Annotated in this window: 19 protein-coding genes; 6 read left to right on the forward strand and 13 right to left on the reverse strand. The window is 67.2% G+C overall.

Annotated features, from left to right (window positions below):
• Nucleotides 1-11: 11 nt before the first annotated feature.
• Genes IE277_RS37215 through IE277_RS37225 form a run of 3 tightly spaced genes read right to left on the reverse strand, consistent with a single transcriptional unit; the run spans nt 12 to nt 2,175 of the window.
• The gene (locus IE277_RS37215) at nt 12-263 is read right to left on the reverse strand and encodes a hypothetical protein (RefSeq protein ID WP_189958160.1); all 252 of its coding nucleotides are present in this window, start codon (nt 261-263) and stop codon (nt 12-14) included.
• Between the two features lie 44 nt (nt 264-307).
• Nucleotides 308-1,393, reverse strand: a complete 1,086-nt coding sequence (locus IE277_RS37220) for an aminoacyl--tRNA ligase-related protein (RefSeq protein ID WP_189958161.1) — start codon at nt 1,391-1,393, stop codon at nt 308-310.
• Nucleotides 1,394-1,404: 11 nt separating this feature from the next.
• Complete coding sequence (locus IE277_RS37225) at nt 1,405-2,175, reverse strand: 2OG-Fe dioxygenase family protein (RefSeq protein ID WP_189958162.1); 771 nt, start codon at nt 2,173-2,175, stop codon at nt 1,405-1,407.
• 79 nt (nt 2,176-2,254) lie between these two features.
• Between IE277_RS37225 and IE277_RS37230 the strand changes: the two genes are divergently transcribed.
• From IE277_RS37230 to IE277_RS37245, 4 genes are read left to right on the forward strand one after another with little or no spacing between them, the layout of a single operon-like run.
• Entirely contained in the window at nt 2,255-2,779 is a 525-nt protein-coding gene (locus IE277_RS37230; RefSeq protein ID WP_189958163.1) for an acyl carrier protein, read from the forward strand.
• 47 nt (nt 2,780-2,826) lie between these two features.
• Complete coding sequence (locus IE277_RS37235) at nt 2,827-3,717, forward strand: beta-ketoacyl synthase N-terminal-like domain-containing protein (RefSeq protein WP_189958164.1); 891 nt, start codon at nt 2,827-2,829, stop codon at nt 3,715-3,717.
• Between the two features lie 38 nt (nt 3,718-3,755).
• Nucleotides 3,756-4,949, forward strand: a complete 1,194-nt coding sequence (locus IE277_RS37240; protein WP_189958165.1) for a beta-ketoacyl synthase N-terminal-like domain-containing protein — start codon at nt 3,756-3,758, stop codon at nt 4,947-4,949.
• A complete protein-coding gene (locus IE277_RS37245) occupies nt 4,946-5,752 on the forward strand; it encodes an enoyl-CoA hydratase/isomerase family protein (RefSeq protein WP_189958166.1) in 807 nt (268 codons plus the stop codon). Before IE277_RS37240 ends, IE277_RS37245 begins: the two co-directional genes overlap by 4 nt.
• A 44-nt stretch (nt 5,753-5,796) precedes the next feature.
• On the opposite strand, the gene IE277_RS37250 is transcribed toward IE277_RS37245, so the two are convergent.
• The 10 genes from IE277_RS37250 to IE277_RS37295 form a co-directional block, all read right to left on the reverse strand.
• Nucleotides 5,797-6,666, reverse strand: a complete 870-nt coding sequence (locus IE277_RS37250; protein ID WP_189958167.1) for a carbohydrate ABC transporter permease — start codon at nt 6,664-6,666, stop codon at nt 5,797-5,799.
• Nucleotides 6,663-7,628: a carbohydrate ABC transporter permease gene (locus tag IE277_RS37255; protein WP_189958168.1), complete on the reverse strand. Its 966-nt coding sequence runs from the start codon at nt 7,626-7,628 to the stop codon at nt 6,663-6,665. Before IE277_RS37255 ends, IE277_RS37250 begins: the two co-directional genes overlap by 4 nt.
• Nucleotides 7,622-8,962, reverse strand: a complete 1,341-nt coding sequence (locus IE277_RS37260) for an ABC transporter substrate-binding protein (RefSeq protein ID WP_189958169.1) — start codon at nt 8,960-8,962, stop codon at nt 7,622-7,624. The genes IE277_RS37255 and IE277_RS37260 overlap by 7 nt, the downstream gene beginning before the upstream one ends.
• Nucleotides 8,959-9,870: a GNAT family N-acetyltransferase gene (locus IE277_RS37265; protein ID WP_229882245.1), complete on the reverse strand. Its 912-nt coding sequence runs from the start codon at nt 9,868-9,870 to the stop codon at nt 8,959-8,961. The genes IE277_RS37260 and IE277_RS37265 overlap by 4 nt, the downstream gene beginning before the upstream one ends.
• Nucleotides 9,871-10,289: 419 nt before the next feature.
• Complete coding sequence (locus IE277_RS37270) at nt 10,290-11,108, reverse strand: HisA/HisF-related TIM barrel protein (protein WP_229882238.1); 819 nt, start codon at nt 11,106-11,108, stop codon at nt 10,290-10,292.
• A 148-nt stretch (nt 11,109-11,256) separates the two neighbouring features.
• Nucleotides 11,257-11,676, reverse strand: a complete 420-nt coding sequence (locus tag IE277_RS37275; protein ID WP_189958171.1) for a cupin domain-containing protein — start codon at nt 11,674-11,676, stop codon at nt 11,257-11,259.
• Between the two features lie 134 nt (nt 11,677-11,810).
• Nucleotides 11,811-12,755 (reverse strand): alpha/beta fold hydrolase, encoded by a 945-nt coding sequence (locus IE277_RS37280; RefSeq protein WP_229882246.1) that lies wholly within the window; start codon nt 12,753-12,755, stop codon nt 11,811-11,813.
• A gap of 138 nt (nt 12,756-12,893) precedes the next feature.
• Nucleotides 12,894-13,397, reverse strand: a complete 504-nt coding sequence (locus IE277_RS37285; protein ID WP_189958172.1) for a hypothetical protein — start codon at nt 13,395-13,397, stop codon at nt 12,894-12,896.
• 437 nt (nt 13,398-13,834) lie between these two features.
• Entirely contained in the window at nt 13,835-13,990 is a 156-nt protein-coding gene (locus tag IE277_RS37290; protein WP_189958173.1) for a hypothetical protein, read from the reverse strand.
• A 434-nt stretch (nt 13,991-14,424) separates the two neighbouring features.
• The gene (locus IE277_RS37295; RefSeq protein WP_189958174.1) at nt 14,425-16,383 is read right to left on the reverse strand and encodes a pentapeptide repeat-containing protein; all 1,959 of its coding nucleotides are present in this window, start codon (nt 16,381-16,383) and stop codon (nt 14,425-14,427) included.
• A gap of 160 nt (nt 16,384-16,543) precedes the next feature.
• On the opposite strand from IE277_RS37295, the gene IE277_RS50170 reads away from it, so the two are divergent.
• Nucleotides 16,544-17,080 (forward strand): hypothetical protein, encoded by a 537-nt coding sequence (locus IE277_RS50170; RefSeq protein WP_189958175.1) that lies wholly within the window; start codon nt 16,544-16,546, stop codon nt 17,078-17,080.
• Nucleotides 17,081-17,197: 117 nt separating this feature from the next.
• Nucleotides 17,198-18,154: a C40 family peptidase gene (locus IE277_RS37305; RefSeq protein ID WP_189958176.1), complete on the forward strand. Its 957-nt coding sequence runs from the start codon at nt 17,198-17,200 to the stop codon at nt 18,152-18,154.
• Nucleotides 18,155-18,193 lie beyond the last annotated feature (39 nt).

Here is an 18,193-nt window from a genome sequence, read left to right on the forward strand (position 1 = left end):
GGACGCGGCGGTCACGGGGTCACTCCGGATTCCACGAGCAGTTCGTGGACGCTCTTGAGCAGGGCCTCGCGGTCGGACAGGTCGAAGGGGAGCACATCGCCGACGTCGAGCATGGCGTCGAGCCGCTCCTCCAGGCCGACCAGGAAGCGCATCTGGTCGAGCGAGCTGATGATGATCTGGGACGGTTCGGCGTCGGCCGGCACGTCCCGTGCCTGGGCGAGCTGCTCCAGCAGGTCGTCGACGACCTTCTTCAGGTCTTCCATGGAACTCATTCCCTCGATGGGTCGGTTTCGGTGTGCCGGCCGGGTCAGGCCGGGGTACCGAGCAGGCCGTACGACAGCAGCGCGTAGGTGAGCCGGTCCAGGCCGATCCCCGCGCAGCAGGTGCCTTCGGCCCCGAGGTCGCGCAGCCCGAAGGAGTCGGCGAACACCTCGCCGTGCGCGTTGACGCTGGCCACGGACAGTTCGCCGGTGCCGAGCGGGACCCGTACCTCGAACTTGCTCTTGTTGAGCAGCTGGGCCTCGCGGGTCATGGTCGGAGCGTCCCCGAAGAACGTGTCGGAGGCGCTGACGATGCGGTGCGGCACGCCGAGTTCGGCGAAGAACTGCGTGAACGCCTTCAGCATGCGCTCGAAGTCGTCCGCGACCTCCTCGGCATTGCCCATCCGGACGAGTTCGAACATCCGGAACTCGCCCAGCCGGGTCGGGCTGTGGTTGTGCGACTCGTGCCGGAAGACCGGACCCTCGATGGCGAACAGCCCGGTGCCGTAGCGGTCCCTCAGCTCGGCCGCGTTGGCGTAGACGTGGTAGCAGGTGACCGGGGTGAGAACGGTCTCGGCCGGCCGGTAGAAGGAGTCCCGTGCCTCGGTCTGGCCGGGCCGGAGCTGGGCGACGGTGACGCCGTCCCAGTAGTGGTCGCGGATCCGGGCGACCGCGTTCACCAGGTTCGGGAACTTCTGGTAGTACCCGGCCCGGACCAGCACGTCGCGGGCGAGCTGTGCCGGTCCGGCCAGCAGCGGTGCGCCGAACGGCTCGGCGAGCCGCTCCCGGCACAGCCGGCGCACCTGGTCCATCGCGGCGGTCCACTCCGGGCCCTGCAGATAGGCGCCCCTGGCCGCGGCCACGCGGTGGTCGTCGGGCACGGTGCAGGTCAGTCCGGGGCGTCCGGGATGCTCGGCGACGACCGTGACCGGCACCTCGCGATGGCCGCGCAGGAAGTGGCGGACCATCTCGCCGAGTTCGGGCTCGGTGGGACCGGCCGCGACGACGACCTCGACACCCTTGTCCAGCGGCTCCACGGTGACGTCGCCGTAGTGGAACGCGAGGGCCTTGCGCAGTTCGTCGGCTGCCTCGGCGCTCACCGGGCGCTCATGGCGGTAACGCACGCCGTTCATGTGCTGCCCCCTCAGATGCGGTGGCGCATGGGCACCCAGTCGGCCAGCAGGATGGCCCGCTCGCCGGGCCGGTCGGCGGCGCCCTTGCGGATGGGGCCGACGTAGTGGCTGACGAGGTGGTCGGTGATGGCGTACGCCTCCAGGGACTGTTCCATCTGGAAGTCGGCGAGGCGGTCCGCGGGCGGGACGTCCTCGGGCTGCTTGCCCCGGTACTCGGGAGTGGCGATGAGGTTGGCGCCGCCCTCGGCGTTGTCCCGGTAGATCAGGTGGGCGAAGACGTACGGCTCGCCGTCCTGGTGCAGCTCGTTCGGGGAGGAGACGGCCTCCCGGCCCTCCTCCTCGATGTGCAGTTTGATCAGGTGGACGCCGACGTAGAGCGGCCAGACCGCGTCGTCCTCGCTCCAGCGGGTCTGCGAGAAGTCGAACTGGATGATGTCCAGCAGGAGCTTGTTGTTGCAGACCTCATCGCTGATGGCCGGTAGATTTCGAGTGACGTTCACGTACTCCGGGTTGTTGTCACCCTGGTAGTAGCCGTTCATGCCCTCCCGGGCCTGGCTCTCCGTGGCCGGCATCCAGAAGAATTCCTTGGACCACGGCAGGAAGACGCCGCGGGCGTAGCGCCGGTATCGACCCGAGCCGAGCGCGTACGGGTCCTCCGGGAGATCGCCGTAGGCTGCCCGGAGCGACTGGTAGTCGCCGTCCGAATCATCGATTCCGAATTCCGTGCCGAGATTCCAGCGGTCCCAGCCCTGGCGTGAGAGAGTCGAAGGGTTTGCCGACATGACGAAATGTTCCCCCGTTTCGAATGCCACCAACAAACACCGGAATTTAGTGCGAGGCGACACACACCGGCAACGTGACGTGACTCACGAAAAGTTCCGTCTGCAGGGCGAGTTGGCTGGAAAAAGTGCCAGCCATTGGCGCATGAGCAGGCGATTCTTCTCCACCCCGAGCAGATCGTGCTGGCTGATTTCCGCTCTCTGGGTGCACTTTCCGATCAAGCCGGCCACATACAATCGCGCCCCGCTTTATTTCGCCAGGAGCGGCGCTGGAGTTCGCTCGGAACTCATTGACAAGCTGCTCGACACCTGGTTAGGGTCCGGGACTGTCAAGCGTCTCTTTCACAATGGGGGAAAGATGTCGGAGAACGTCATCGACGGTCGTATTTCCGAGGTGCTGAAGCAGATCGCGGAACTTCCGGAATCCTTTGAAATCACGGCTGACCAGGACCTCAAGACCGATCTGAACATCGATTCCCTCAAGCTGATCGATGTCGTCGTCCAGGTGGAGGCGGTTCTGGACGTCGAACTCGGCGACGAATTCTCCCGTGATCTCGTCACGGTGGGGGACCTCCAGCGGCACGTGAGCGAGCGGGTCGGCGGCTGACCGTCCGCGCGTCCCGCCCACCCGAAGCATCGCCTTGGAGAGTTGTGTTGTTTGAGTTCTTCCTGGGCCCGGTCACGCTGTGCGCGCCCGGCTCGACGAACGGCACGGACGACCGCGAGGGCCTGCCGCCCGACTGGCACGAGGTGATCGGCACCGCCGGCGACCAGTTCCGCGACGCGTTCACCCGGACCTGCCTGTATCTCGTCCTCGGCGCGGCGGACGTCTCCGAGGCGCTCACGGACGGCGGGACGCGCTCCGACGACACCGTGGTGATCGGCACGGAGTACGGCAACACCGCCGCGCTGGCCCGGCTCCAGCGCCACGCCGCGGAGAAGGGGAAGCTGCTGTCCGCCCAGTACTTCCCCAACGCCACGTCCAGTTCGGCGTCGGCGTTCGTCAACCTGCGCATCGGCGCGACCGGCCGGAACATGACGATCAACGCGGGTGTCCTCACCCCGGTCGTCGCCCTGTGGCAGGCGCTGTCCGCCCTGGAGCGCGGACGCTCCGACGTCAGCCGGCTCCTCGTCGGCGACGTCTACGCGCCGGAGGCCGTCGCGGACGCCCGGCTCGACACACCTGACGCACCCTGCCGGGACGGCGTCGCCCACGCGTTTCTGCGCACCGGCACCGACCTCACCGCCGAGTTCGACTTCGGCGCTGCCGACACCCCGCGGCCGAGCCCTCGGCCGGGCACTCGGCCGGGCCTGATGCGCACCGTCTGCAAGGCCGTCGCGCACGGCACCGACGCCGGCGACGCGGCGCCCGTGGCCTTCGCGGAGCGCAACAGCGCCTTCGTCACCCGCGCCTTCCTGGACCTCGTCCACACTCTGGAACCCGCCGAGCGGGCCGTCCTCGAATGCCATGCCCCGGACGGCCGCCACGCCACGGTGACGGTGACCCGGCGACACGCGAACAGCACGGACAGGGAGTCCCAGTGAGCCAGACGGCGACAAGGGTGAACCGGGGAGCGGCAAGGGTGAACCAGGGGGCGGCAAGGGTCTTCATCACCGGTGTCGGCATCATCTCGCCGGCCGGCGCGGGCGCGGCACCCTTCTGGGACGATGTGTGCGCGGGCCGCAGCCGCTTCGTGGAACTGCCTCCGCTGTACGCCGGCATGAAGCCCGGTATCCTCGGCGGCCGGGTACCGCGGGAGGCCCGCGAGACCGCCCTGGCCGAGGTGGACGCGGTCACCCGCGAACGCCCCCGTGACGCTTCCCTGTTCGCGGAGTTCGCCGCGCTCGAGGCGCTGCGGGACGCCGGGCTGGTCCCCGGCGACCCGGCGCTGCGCACCGCCGTCGTCTGTGTCGGCAGCAGCGACGGCCAGGCCGAGGCGCTGGAGGACGTGGTCGCCGGGCGCCGGGGCATCGCCGAGACCGGCGGCTTCTCCAGCTACTCCATCGCCCAGGGCGTGGCCCGCACCGTCGGCGCCGCGGGCCCGGCCTATCTGCTGCAGAGCACCTGCGCCTCCGCGAACGTGGCGCTGTCCTGCGCACTGGAGATGCTGCGCGCGGGCGTCGCCGACACGGCGGTCGTCGGGGGCTGCGACCCCTACTCGGAGAAGAACATCATCGGGTTCAACACCCTGCAGGCCATCGGCTCCACGCCCTGCAAGCCCTTCACCAAGAGCCGGCGCTATGTCACGCCGTCGGAGGGCGCGGGCATGTTCGTCCTGCAGACCGAGCGCGCCCTGCGCCCGGACGCCACCCCCTACGCCGAGGTGCTGGCCACCGCGGTCAGCAACGACGCGAGCCACCCCACCGCGCCCGACCGCGAGGGCGTCGCCGCCTGCCACCGCAGGTCGCTGGAGGAGGCCGGCCTGAAAGCCGACGACATCGATGTGATCTTCGCGCACGGCACCGGCAGCCGTGCCAACGACACCATCGAGGGCGGCATCTTCGCCGAGCGGTACCCGCGGGCCGCGGTCACCGCGATCAAGAGCACCATCGGGCATCTGATGGGCGCGGCCGGAGCGGCTGGTGCCGTGGCGGCCTGTCTGTCGCTGCGGCACCGCCTGGTACCGCCGACCGCGGTCGACCCCGACGACGTGGAGCTGGACCTCAACCTCGTCACCGGCGCCCCGCTGGCCTTGCCTGGCCTGCGGCACGTCCAGAACAACGCCTTCGGTTTCGGCGGCAACAACGCGATCAGCATCTTCCGGAGCGTGTCATGACGCTCCCCTCGTCTCTCACCGGCGACAACGCGGTCCTGCGGCTGACCTTCGACGGCCCGCTCGCCGTACTCACCCTGCACAGCCCGCCGTTGAACCTCTTCGACGAGGCCATGTGGACCGCGTGGAGGGACGCGGTGGCATGGTTGGCAGCCCATCCGCCGCGGGCCCTGCTGGTGCGGGCGCAGGGTCGTGTCGTCAGCGCCGGTGTCGACGTGCGTGTCTTCGCCGAGCTCGACCCCAAGGACGCCGAATCCTTCTGGCGGAGCCGGCTGGGCATCACCCAGGCGCTGGAGGCGCTGCCCTGCCCCACCGTGTTCGCCGCGCACTCGCTGACGCTCACCGCCGCCTTCGAACTGGCCCTGGCCTGCGACCTCGTGGTCGCCACCCCGCAGGCCCGGTTCGGCCTGGTCGAGCGGAAGGTTGCGTTCACCCCGGCGATGGGCGGCACCCAGCGGCTCGCCGAGCGCGCCGGAGGGGCCCGGACCCGCGAACTCGTCATGACCGGCGACCTGTACCGCGGGTCCGTTCTGGCTGACTGGGGCGTGATCAACGCCCTCTTCCCGCCGGAGTCGTTCGACACCGACGCGCACTCCTACGCGATGCGTCTCGCCACCGGGCCCACCCGGGCGCACCGGGCCACCAAGGAGGTCGTCCGCCGCTGCCTGGACGGCGGCGTCCCCGCAGCCGACGCCGCCTTGCCCGCCCTCGCCGCGGCGGTGACGGACACCGGCGACCACCGCCGCGCCGTCACCGCGTTCCTGACGGACGGTCCGGAACACACGACGGATTACCAAGGACACTGACCAGTCCCCCACCGAGGAAGTCCCGCGCCCACAACTCTCGCTTGCTACTTGAGGCCGCTGAGGACGACGCCGCGGATGTAGTACTTCTGCAGCAGCACGAAGAGGATCAGGACCGGCAGGATGCTCAGGACGAGGCCGGCCATGACGATGGGCAGCGTGCTGGCCGGGTCGACGTAGTCCTGCAGGAGCTGGATGCCGACAGGCAGGGTCATCAGGTTCGGGTTGGCGGTCGCGACGAGCAGCGACCAGATGTACTCGTTCCAGGCGTCGACGAAGGTCAGCAGCCCGAGCGTCACCATGACCGGCATCGTCTGCGGCAGTACGATCCGCCACCACACGGTGAACTCGCCGGCTCCGTCGACGCGTGCGGCGTCGAGGACGTCGTCCGGGATCGAGACCATGAACTGGCGTGTGAGGAAGATCCCGAAGTTGTTGACGAGGAACGGCATGACGAGCGCCGCGATGCTGACGGTCAGGCCCGCGCCGCCGCGCCCGAGCAGGTTGTTGCCGCCCGCCAGCGGCCAGTGCACCAGGATCAGGAAGTGCGGGATGAGGAAGAGGAACGGGGGGAACATCATCGTCGACAGCACCAGGCGGAAGAGGAAGTTCCGGCCGGGGAAGCGGAGTTTGGCGAGCGCATAGCCGGCGAGTGACGACGTGCACAGCACCGATGCGGTGATCACCGTGGTGGCGATGACACTGTTGCGGAAGAGCACCGGCAGGTCGAGCTGGTCGATCGCCGCCCGGTAGTTGGACAGGTCGAACGCCTTGGGCAGGAACCGGTACGGCAGCCTGCCGGACTCGCCGGGCCCCTTGAAGGACGTCATCACCATGTCGAGGAACGGCACCACCGTGAGCACGGCGCCGGTCACGACGACGAGGCAGGACAACCACGGGAAACGGCGGCGGATCATGCGTCCTCCCCCTTGCGCCGGAAGATCCACAACTGTGCCAGGGTGACCATGAGGACCACCACGAACAGCACGAAGGCGGCGGCGCTCGCGGTGCCCCAGTCGCCGTACGAGAAGGCCTGCTGGTACATCTCCAGCGCGGCCACGTCGGTCGCGTCGCCCGGCCCGCCCTTGGTCATCACGATGATCAGCGCGAACGACTGCAGGCCGGTGAGGAACTGGGTGATGCACACGAACAGCAGACAGGGCCGCAGCAGTGGCAGGGTGATGTCCCGGAAGACGACGACGGGCCCGGCGCCGTCGAGCGCGGCGGCCTCGTAGTACGAGGCGGGAACGGACTTCAGCCCGGCGGTCAGGACGAGGATCGCCGAACCGAACGACGCCCAGGCCTGTACGACCACGACCGAGGGCAGCGCGGTGTCCGGATCCTGCAGGAACGCCACCGAGCCGAGACCGAGGGTGTTGAGGGCGCCGTTGACCAGCCCGCCCGGCTCGTACATGTACTTCCATACGTTGCCGACGGCGACGACGGTCGTGACGATCGGCAGGAAGTACACGGTGCGCCACATCCCCTGGAATCGCAGCCTGTCGATGCAGGTGGCGACGAGCACCGAGCCGGTGAGCGCGAGGACCACGGTGCCCAGGGCGAACAGCAGCGTGTGGGTGAGGACCGGCACCAGGAACGTCGATCCGTCCGCGAAGAGGCGGGTGAAGTTGTCCAGGCCGACGGGACGGATGCCGCCCAGGTCGAACCCGGCCCAGTGGGACATCGACAGCAGCAGCGCGAACCCGAGCGGCAGGATCAGGAAGACGGCGAAGAAGAGCAGCGTCGGCGCCAGGAAGAGACAGGCGACGACGGTCTGGTGGCGACGGTGCCGGGTCCCCCCGCGACGGCCGGCGACCGGCCCGGCGGACCGCTGGCTCTGTGCCCGCTCAGTCGTCGCCGGGGACGGGGCGTTCACCATGGGCGCGACATCTCCTGATCAACCTGACGACGGGTGGAGCGCAGCGCCGCGTCGACCGACTGCTGGCCGGTCCACAATGCCTCGATGTTCTTGCGCAGCAGCGACTTGGCCTGCTGTGCGCCCGGCACATCGGGCTCCGGCACCGCGTACCCGAGCGCGTCCAGGAACGGGCGCAGGTTCGGATCGCCTTCCTTGCCCAGCAGGGTGCGCATGTCGTCGGCGCGGCCGGTCATGGAGCCGGCCGACACCTGCAGGGTGCTCATCCGGGTCGCCGTCGCGCCCTTCTCCGCGCTCTGTACGCTCATCTTCTCGGCGTTGAGCCAGCGTAGGAACTCCCAGGCCTCGCGCGGGTACGCACTGGCCGTGTCGACCCCCAGCATGAACCCGGTGGAGAGCGTGGCGCGCTTGTCGTCCGCCTCGGGCACAGGCACGGGCGCGACGCCGACATCTCCGTAGTTCTTGCCCATCAGGGCCTTGAGGCTGGCGGTCCACCAGCCTGCGCTGATCACCATGGCCACCTGCCCGGACGGGAAGGCCTGGTAGACGTTGACGCCCGGGGCGCTCGCACCGTTGACGACGAGGCGGTGCTCCAGATCGAACACGGCTCGGCCGGCCGGCGAGTCGATGGCGGTGCTCCTGCCGTCCGCGGAGACGAACCTTCCGCCGGCGGCGTTGAGCAGGGCGAGCGTCTGGCCGACGGTGGTGGAGTCGTCGTAGGTCGACAGCCCGAACCCCTGGACCAGCGTGTTGCCGTACCGGTCCCGTTCGGTGGTGCGGTACGCCGTCTCCTCCAGCTCCCGCCAGGTGCGCGGCGGGCGATCGATGCCGGCGGCGCGCAGCAGCCGCTTGTTGTAGTAGAGGGCGTAGGTCTGCACCTCGGTGGGATAGCCGTAGACCTTGCCCCCCACCGACGCGGAGCCGACCGCCGCCTCGCCGTACCCGCGAGTGATGTCCTCGGCATGCTCGGACGGAGCGGGCCGCAGGACGCCGGCCTGGACGAGCTGGCCGTTCCACAGGCAGTACGGGTGGAGGATGTCGGCACCCTGGCCCGCGGCCTGCCGCACCATGAACGTGGTCAGCAGGTCAGCGAACGCGACGGCCCTCGTGCGTACCTTGACCCGGTCATGAGTGGCGTTCCACTCGTCGACCGGGCCCTGCAGGGCCCTCTTGAGCACCCCGCTCGCGTAGTGGGAGAGCAGGGTGAGGACGATCGGGTCCCCGGGCCGCCCGGTGCCCTGACGTGGTGCGGCGCATCCGGTGGCGAGCAGCGCCAAGGGGAGCGCGCGCACGAAGTGACGGCGGCTCAGGGTGCCGGCGCGGCGTGACGGGGTCATCGGGCGGCCTCCCGGCGCATCACGCGGAACAGCCTGGTGGTGGTGAAACCGGCCTCGCGGTACAGGCGGCCCGCCGGGGACTGCTTGGTGGTCCACAGGAACCATGCGGAGTGCGCTCCGCGCGCCCGCATCCGTTCCAGGACCAGGTGGAGCAGGATCTTGCCAAGCCCGGTGCCGCGCATCTCCTCCAGCACGCCGAACGGGCCGAACCGCTCGTCCGCCGACTCGTACGCGCCGTGCATCGCCCAGCCGACCAGGCGGCCGGAAGGGTCCTGGGCGATGACGATCCGGTCGACCGGCGTGCCCGTGACCAGACACTCCCGGATAGCGTGGGCCCAGTCCGGCGTGAAGTGGCCCCCGGCGAGCGCGACAAGTGGCACCAGGTCGTCGTCGGACGGGGTCGCGAACCGGTAGCCCCGCGCGGTCAGTTCGGCCAACCGGCGCGCGACATCCTCCGGGAAGCGGTAACCGACCAGGCCGCGGTCCATCGCCGCTGCCTCGTACAGGGTGCGGAAGTCCAGGGACTCAAGGAGGCCGGCCGCTTCCGGGTACGTCTCGGCGTCCAGGCCGGGGAGGATGTAGTTCGGGGTGTACGAAGAGAAGTCCACCCGCATCCGGCCGTGGCGGTGCAGCCAGTCGAGGGCGTCGGTCAGCAGCCGACGGCCGAGGCCGCGCCCGCGGGCGGCCGGGTCGACGAAGAAGAACGGGATCCAGCCCTGCTCCGGCTCCCGGTCGGTGCCGGTCATCGGCGTCAGACGGCGGACCGCGTAGGCGGCGCCGACGACACGGTCACCGACGACGGCGACCCGAAGTCCCTCCGGATCGAAGTTGGCGTCGAGCAGCACCAGGGAGCGGAAACGGTGCGGGGTGATGGGGTCGGCCGGTGCACTGCGGTGCCACGCCTGCACCAACTGTGGGCCGTCTCCGACCCGAAATCCACGAATCCCGGCCCGGGATCTCACCGTGTGATCGGTCATCAACAGGGTTCGTCCTTCCATACGCAGACCGCCGGCGGCGTCGAACGTCGCCCGCAGCTCAGCCTCGGTCTGGTGCGGGTGCGCTGCACCGCGGCGGTCAGCATGCGGTCTGCGGCGGCGGGTTGGGCGAGGTGGGTGAGATGGATGGGGTGGGTGAGATGGGTGAGGTGGCCCGCCATCGCGCTCGCGTGCGGTCCTGCGCCGTCCGTCTAACCGATCTCGTCGGCCGCGGGGCGCGGGCGCATGCGCTCATCTCTCTCGATCCGCGGGGTCTGATGGTCAAGACGGGGTCTGATGGTCAAGACAGGTAGCGGTTCTTACGTTCCGGTGTCCGCCGGGCTGGAGTTGTGTCACCCGAATGGCGGGTGGGAGTTCACCGTGCTGGTGGCCACGCGGGCCAGTGCCTGGGAGAGAGTGAAAGAACCGGAGTACAGGGCTCGGCCGATGAGAGCGCCGTCGACTCCGTGCGGGGCCAGCGCGGCGACCGCCCACAGGTCGTCCAGGGTGGCGATGCCACCGGCGGCCAGCACGCCGGCGTCAGTCCGGCCGCATACCTCACTGAACAACTCCAAGTTGGGGGTGGAGAGGCTACCTTCCCGGCTGACGTCGGTGACCACGTAGCGGGAGCAGCCGGCACGATCGAGCACGGTGAGGGTCTGCCACAGGTCTCCGGCGTCCGTGCCCCGCCCCGGCCCGGCCAGGCGCGGGCCGCGGTCGGTCAGGCGGACGGGCAGGCTGACGCCGATCCGCTCACCGTGCCGGGCGATCACCTCGGCGCACCAGGGGAGGTTGGTCAGGGCGCTGCGGCCGAGGTTGAAGCGGGCGCATCCGGTGGAGAGCACCTGCTCAAGGACGCTCTCCTCGTTGACTCCGGCTCTGCACATCAGCTGGACGTCGACGCTGACAGCCTCGATAACGCGCCGGGCTTGCCCGAGGTCGAAGCCCCCGTCGTCCTCTTCCGCCATCACCAGATGCAGCCACGTGGCGCCCTGCTCCTGAAAGGCCAGCGCGGCCTCGACCGGATCGCTCCGGTCGAGTTCGGCTATGTGACCATCTCCGACCAGGTGCACCACCCGGCCACCGGCCACATGCACCGAGGGAAAGAGCTCGAACCGTGTGCCGGCATCGGCCCCCTGCGCGCCGACCGGAGCCTGCGAAATCCGTGGCACCCACACCACCGTCCCTCCCGAACCACGCCGAAGAACCCCACCCACTCCGGCAGCACAGTAAGGACGCTGCACCTCAGCCGTATACAGCACGAACCCGCCATGCTGACGACAACACTCACTGGCGGCTGCCCTCCCGGCATACGGGTGGTCAGCGTGGCCGTTGCCGGGTAAACCGTAGGTGTCGTCGTTCGGCCAGTTCCTCCACGCCGACCACGGTCAGGACCGGCGTAGCCGGCGGCGCGAACATGGTCACCACCAGCTGCGACTGCGCGTCCGGAAGGTTGTTGGCGCCCTGGTAGTGGATCACGTCGCCCCCGGGTTCGAACAGGGCGTCGCCGGCTTTGAGCACCCGCGGCGGCTGCCCCTCCAGCTCGAAGAGGATCTCGCCCTGGGTCACGTAGCCGAAGAGCGGCCCGGGGTGCCGGTGCGGCGGCGCGCCGGGGTCACCGGGCGGCAGAGTGACCCGGATGGTCCTGGCCTCGGCGCCGGCCGGGATCCGGGCCGCTGCTTCCGGCGGGGTCGTGATCACCTCAACGCCCGCGGGCAGATGTGTGTGCTCCGTACTCATGTGTTCCTCCAAACAGGGACTGTCTCCAGCGAAGACAAGACAGCCTCCCCGTTTGTGACAGCCCTGCGCCTCTGACAGCCCTGCGCCGCGAACCGCTCCAGGGCCGCCACACTGTCACGGCGCGATACGGGGCCTCAGCTTGCTCTCTGAGATCGACGGCGACGGTCGTCGTACCGGTCCTCGATGACCACAGCCACAGGGGCAGGGGGTGGGAGGGTGGGAGGACCCACCGTGCCTTGCACGAATCGCCGAAGGTGCGCACGCACGGTGTCGGGCTGCTCCAACCAGGGTTCGTGCCCAGCGCCCTCGATCCGCGTCATCGGAAGAGCGAGCCGGAGCGCGAGTGATTCGAGTGCCGACACGGGGCGGGGATCTTCGGCCCCGCCGAGGAGCTCCGCTCGCGTGGGCAGGCACGCGTGCAGCTCTGCGAGATGTTCATCGAGCGGGTCCGCGCGTCCTTCCCTGCCGAGCTCACCGTTCATAGCCCAGTTGACCGGGCGACGCCGCCGGGCGGCCTGCGCGGCCCAGTGCCACCCGCGTTCGGGACCGGCGTGGTCGGTGAACCAGGCCAGCGTGAGCAACTCGACTTCCTGCTCCTCCGTACGGCGCGGCAACTCCTCCAATTCGCGGAGCCGCTCCCGCTGCGCCGCGGACATGCGGTGGTCGCGCTCCGCTCGGTACCCGGTACGCCACTCACCGACGAACGGCCCGCACATCAGCAGCATCGCGGCAACCCGGTCAGAGTGCCTCAGGCAGAACCGGCTCGCCAGGTCGGCGCCATAGGAGTGCCCCATCAGCACGGCCTCGGACACGTCCCATGCGTCGAGCAGCTCGGCGAGATCGTCGGCATGCCGGGCGAGGGAATGGCGGCCCTCCCACGGGGATCGGCCGGTGCCACGCTGGTCGTACCGGTACACGGGCGCGAGGTCCGCGACCATGGGGGCGACATCGCCCAGGTAATCCGGCAACCCCGGACCGCCATGAAGCATGACCACGGGCAGCTGCCGAGTCGTGTCCCCCAACGCCACCCAACGTAACTGCGCCCCGTCGCTCATCGACGCGAGGCCCTGCGTCTCCATCAAGGTCACCGCGGAGAACCTACCGGTGTCGCCGAAGCTCCGCCAATAGGCGTATGAAGCGGTTGCGGACGAGCGTTTCCAGGGGTCGAGGGCTACGGCAGCGAGGTCGGCCAGGCTGCGTTTGACGCGCCGCCGGGGTCAGGCCGGATCTTTTGTCGATGCCTCGAAATGCCTGCCCAGCATGGACATCGCGGTACGCATGACAGGGTCGTCGGAGGCCCTGGCCCGCCGCCACACATCCCTGCCGACGGGAGGGAAATCGACCGCCGGTGGTGTTTCAGCGATGACAAAATCAACAGTGTCCCGGCATGTTCTTCGGACAGCGCGATACAGCACGGTCTCCCGCCCGAAATCGTTCATCCACCGCAGACCTTCACTCATGTTGTATTGCAAGGCGGAAACCGAGAGGTGTGTACAGCCCTCCGGTTCCTCACCGAACCGCCCGACCAGGACGTCCTTGTTGAGTCCGTGAAGTGCCTGTACGGATTTCACCCACCCCTCCAACTCCACCTCGACCCACCCCGTCGACTTCAACGGGTAGGCACGCGCCATCTGGTGGCTCGCCTCGGAGAAGAGATGACGCCTCACGACGGGATGGCAGTAGGCGCCCGTGTGATAAGCGCCGATGTCCTTGCGCTGCACGTCATACAGGGCATGCACCATTGTCACGGCATAGGACATCCGCAGGTGAGCCACCCCCGCCTCGTCCAACTGGCCCGAGCCTCTGAGGCCAATCCATTGGGCGTCCAACGCCCAATGGGTGCCCATAAGATCGGCGGGAGATCTCGGCCCGTGCGAACAGGTCCTCCAACTCCGCCAGACCGAGCGGGACCACTATTACGTACTCCCCCTCACTCACCTCCTTCGTCCTGCAGGTGAAGAAGGGCGAGTTCACCAACTCCAGTCGCGTGCGGACCCCGGTCCTGTTGTCGCCTTCGCTCAGCCACGCGCGCGAGAAGAGTAAGGTGCCCGTGCATATCTGGGACAGGCGGTCCCGGAGAAAGGGAGGATAGTCCTCGCTCGTGACGGCTCCTCCGGTTGCCGCTACGAACTCATCCGCAAGCAAGTGACTACGGCCCTCACTCGTCACCACTGCATATCTTGCGGACACCCACATAAGCGACCTTGACCGCAAGCACGGTGACCGGGACGTCGACCTTGAAGTTCACATTCAGCAGCGCATCCACGATCGCCACGGCCAGCAGCTGATCGTTCTCCCCCGGATTCTCCAGCACCCGCTCGATCGCCTCCTGCCCCGCAGATGGCGCTGCGCAGCCTCCCCCGCAGCGAGGCGAACCACCGACCCGCGCCGGAGAGGTGCGCGAGGAACTCGGCATCGCACTGGAGATTGGTCTCCTGCTTGCCGTCGACTAGGCTCCTAGCTCCTCGGAGGGCGACAAGGTGCTCTGTATCTTCGATGGCGGCATGCTGTCCCCAGAGGAACAGGGCGATATTCGGCTGCAAGCCTCTGAGATTGCCAGGTACGGCTTCCACCAGGCTTCCGCGATCCCGGGCCTCACGATCCCCCGATTGGCGCGCCGCATCTGCGCGACCGCCGCTGCTCGGGCAGAGGGACTCACGGCCCCCTGGAGTACGGCCGCCAAGCAGGATCGCTTTCGCCCGCATGTTGCCGCACGAACCGATCCGGCCCACGAACTCGATGCGCAATCTATCTCTTAAGACGACTTCGCATCGCCAGCAATGCCAATCCAAGGAATACTGGCTCGATCGCCCTGGAAACCATTTCGATGTATGTTCCAGATGTCGTCAGTACTTGGCCGGATGACCGGAATACAACAGAGTTGACCACAACCCGCAACCCCTTTTCGAAGCGCTGGGAGGTGGCGCGACTGGAAAGCGAGCCAGTCGGATTTACCGGCTTCGGCACATTCGTGACTTCCTGGAAATTGTGGCCGCTTATCACGCCACTGGAGACGGCTGTTGGCGCCTGAGACGGCAATCCCCAAAAAACCATAGCAACCAGAGTTGCAACGATTGTTACCCCGAACCACAATAGTGCGCGGCCAGCACGGAGCCCGTATCCAGAGACGAGACAGTAGAGCGCAAGTAGATAGCGCTCCGAATGCGGTCGATTCGAGTCATTCCGTCGCATCTCCATTTCACCGTAGTAAAAGTCGGCTGCGTCGGGTTCATTTTTCGAATCCTCGAAGGATTTACGCAGATGCCTGTAAGTGGCAGATAGGGCCGCAGGGGTCACACTTGTTGTTGCGGACGGGGCCCTCCAGCCGCTCGGCCATGGCCTGCCTGCTCGCCACTCGGCCTCTTCCGCCAAAACCCGTCGCTGACTCCATCGCGCTATCCGCCAGCCATCAATATGGATTCCGCGTGGAGAGTTGCTAAACTGACACTCCCCTTCAAGGCGGATTTGATCAAGGTGCATCGCGCCAGCGAATCTACATTCTCGAAGGTCGACATCCACAAGCAAAAGCCTTGAGACGTCTGCACCTTGTAGTGAAGTTATCTTAGCAGGAACGGATTCACCAATGCGCGAGTCGTCGAGAGCGCCGCCGTCTGAGTAAAGGAAGAATGTGGGCATGGTTGCGACGATCATGGGTGCTGCGAAAGTGGCACCACTCAAGTTAACGCTGGCATATCTGACCCGTAGCACGCCCGTGGATGACCACTCTGTTTGTTGAAACCCGAGATGCGCGGCAGATGCTTCGATAATCAACGGGCTTCCGAACGATGCCCCATTGAATATGATGGATTTTTCGGAGACTATGGGGCCTATGTGTTTAGCTCGTTCGAAAATAGCTCCCACAAAATGGGCACCCTGATTGAATCGCGAATCGCGAAATAGCGCCGCCTTGCGAAAGAGTGCGTTTGCGAAATGAGCCCTATCGTTAAACTGCGCTTTACTGAAGATTGCGTCATCAGAAAAGGTAGTATCGTTGAAGCCGCCTCGACCGAAGGTCACATTTTCAAAGTCAACCTCGCGCGCAAAAGTGACTCCAGTGAAAGTTCCGCTGGTTATTGAAGAGTCTGTGAACTTGGCCGCAGAGTGAAACTGAGCCGCCAGGAACTGCACCCCCCTCTGGAACGAGCTGGCGGAGAAGTCTGCCGTGCGAAAAAACTCAGTATGGGAGAATCTTGACTTCCTGCCACTGAACGTTGATCCAGTAAAGGTGCATCGATCTCGGAATTTCGCCCTCATGAAGGAGGCGGTGTAAAATCGCGCCGATCGATACTCCGCCGCATCTGCGAAGGTACAGTCCGCAAAAGAAGTGGCCTTTCGGAATGAGGCGTTGCTGAAGTTGGCGAGTCCGAGAAACTTGGCTCGTTCGAATCTCCCGTCACCTTCTATTTCAGATTCCGCAAATTGGGCCCCCTTGTGAAATATTGCCCCGGCGAAGTGTGCGTCTTCGTGGAATTTGACCCTAAGGAAAGTGGCGTCTCTCAGGAAGTCGACGGAGTCAAAATTTGCTGGGCCGATAAATGTGGCCCCGGAGAACTTGGCCGAACCGAAGCCGGCTCGTTCGGCTTCTGGGTCGCGCATGAATTGCAACAGTTGGTTAAGTAGCTCGCTTGTAAATGTAGTTCCGCTGAAGTCAACGTCCTGGCCGTAAGAAAGAGATGTCAAGAAGGAAAGTCTTGCCTCTTCGGACATATGAGCTAAGCAGCGACCGGAGGGCAGTCGACGGCCGGGGCATGGCGGCTGATCTGGTTGGCTGTAGCAACAGGCGTTACGGCGAGGTGGTCGAACCATGCAGTGAAGGACACGCGGATTGGCAGCTTGGTTGCACTTGTCTCACCGAGCCGTTGTCGGAGTGCGCCAGTACGCCTACTGGACACCCGTCGGCAAGGCGGGCCCCGACCAAGGACTGGCCCGCCCTCGCGCGAACGCGGAGATCTTTTCCACCCGCTCCATCGCGCAGACCATAGCGGTGCCCGCCGACTTCATCGGCGACGTGCGCAGCCGCCTCCAGCTCCGGGCGCATGGGCACCTGGGTGAATGTCCCGTACGCCTCGGCCTGCTCATCAGTCAGGAACTCCACCGGCACGACCGGACCGTAGCCAGCGCCAACCGCCGCCCGGTGATCTTTCCACTAACCCCAGCGGCAGCCGCATCCCATGTCCTGGCCGACCGTGGTCAATCTCAGCGGCACTTTCTGTACCGCAACTACTCACCCGTGTCTGCGGTGGCGCGACGCCAACACGCCACGACGTCCTGGCAGCCGAACGCAAGAAGCGCGCCCGTATCCGAAGTGAGAAAAGTGTCCGCTGGAGAGGTGCCGATCCCTCGACTCGACGCCTTCGCCTGGCCGTTTGCCTCCTTCCGGCTCACAGTTCAGGCCGGGTGTTGACGGGCGGACCGATTCTGCGGTGGGCCATCAGGCTGACAGGCCACCCCGCGGGTGGACGACGGCACTCGGCGATCGATAGCAAGGACATCCCACTCCCCCGCTTCCCAGGTGGTGCCCATGCCTCTTCCCGCCAAGGTCAAGCCCGGTGACATCGTCCTCTCCCGCGGAACCGGATGGATCTCGCAGGCGATCTGTCTGCTCGACGGCAGCGAAGTCAGCCATGCGGCGCTCGCCTTGGAAGCAGACCGTGTCGCCGAGGCCGTCGGTGAAGGCCTGCGGACCATCAACGGTGACGAGGTGATGAAGGACCACGACCTGATGGTCGCCAGGACCCTGGCGGCGCCGGCCGACATGGCACCGGTGATCGGTGTGGGCAACACCTACCTGCGGCGCGGCGCCAAGTACGCCCACCAGCAGGTCGTGCTGCTGGCCGTGCTCTGCGTCTCACGACGCATCCCCCTTCCCCGGGGAGGCAAGCAGATGGTGCGCACCGTGCTGGACCAGGCAGCCGCAGCCGTCAACACCATGCTGGAGCGCGGACAACAGCCCATGATCTGCTCGGAGTTCGTCTATCGCTGCTACAGCGAGGCCCAGCCCCACGCCCCGTACACGCTGAGAATCGGGCAGGAGCAGGAGGTGCAGGGGGATGGGACCCTCCTCGACTGGGCCCGGACGCACCCCGCCCTCAGCGCGCTGCGCCCGCCCCAGCCGACCGCAGGCTTTGCCACGGCGGCAGCGGAGACCGCACTCGCTCCGCTGGTGTCCGCCTACGCGGCGGCCACCGGACAGGCCGCGCCGCTGCCCAAGGTCCCGCTCACCGCCGGGCTGCCCGACCCCAGTGACGAGGAGCTGCTGTCGTCCATGACCTCTTTCGGTGCGGCCCTGCACAAGGCCAGGACCGGACCGGACGGAGCAGCAACCTCCGAGCAGGCCCTCGACGCGATCCGGGCCAAACACGCAGAGCCGAACTTCGTCACCCCCGGCGACCTCCTGCGTACCGCATCGCTCGGCCAAGTCCACCGCCAGAGCGCCCCGTCCACGCCCCTCCGTGGAGCATCCGCACTCTCCGGGTGAGCAAGCTCGGAGGCTCGTACCCGTGCGTGGGTGTTGAGG

Origin of the sequence: Streptomyces alanosinicus, from assembly GCF_014650595.1 — a bacterium.
GTDB lineage: Bacteria > Actinomycetota > Actinomycetes > Streptomycetales > Streptomycetaceae > Streptomyces > Streptomyces alanosinicus.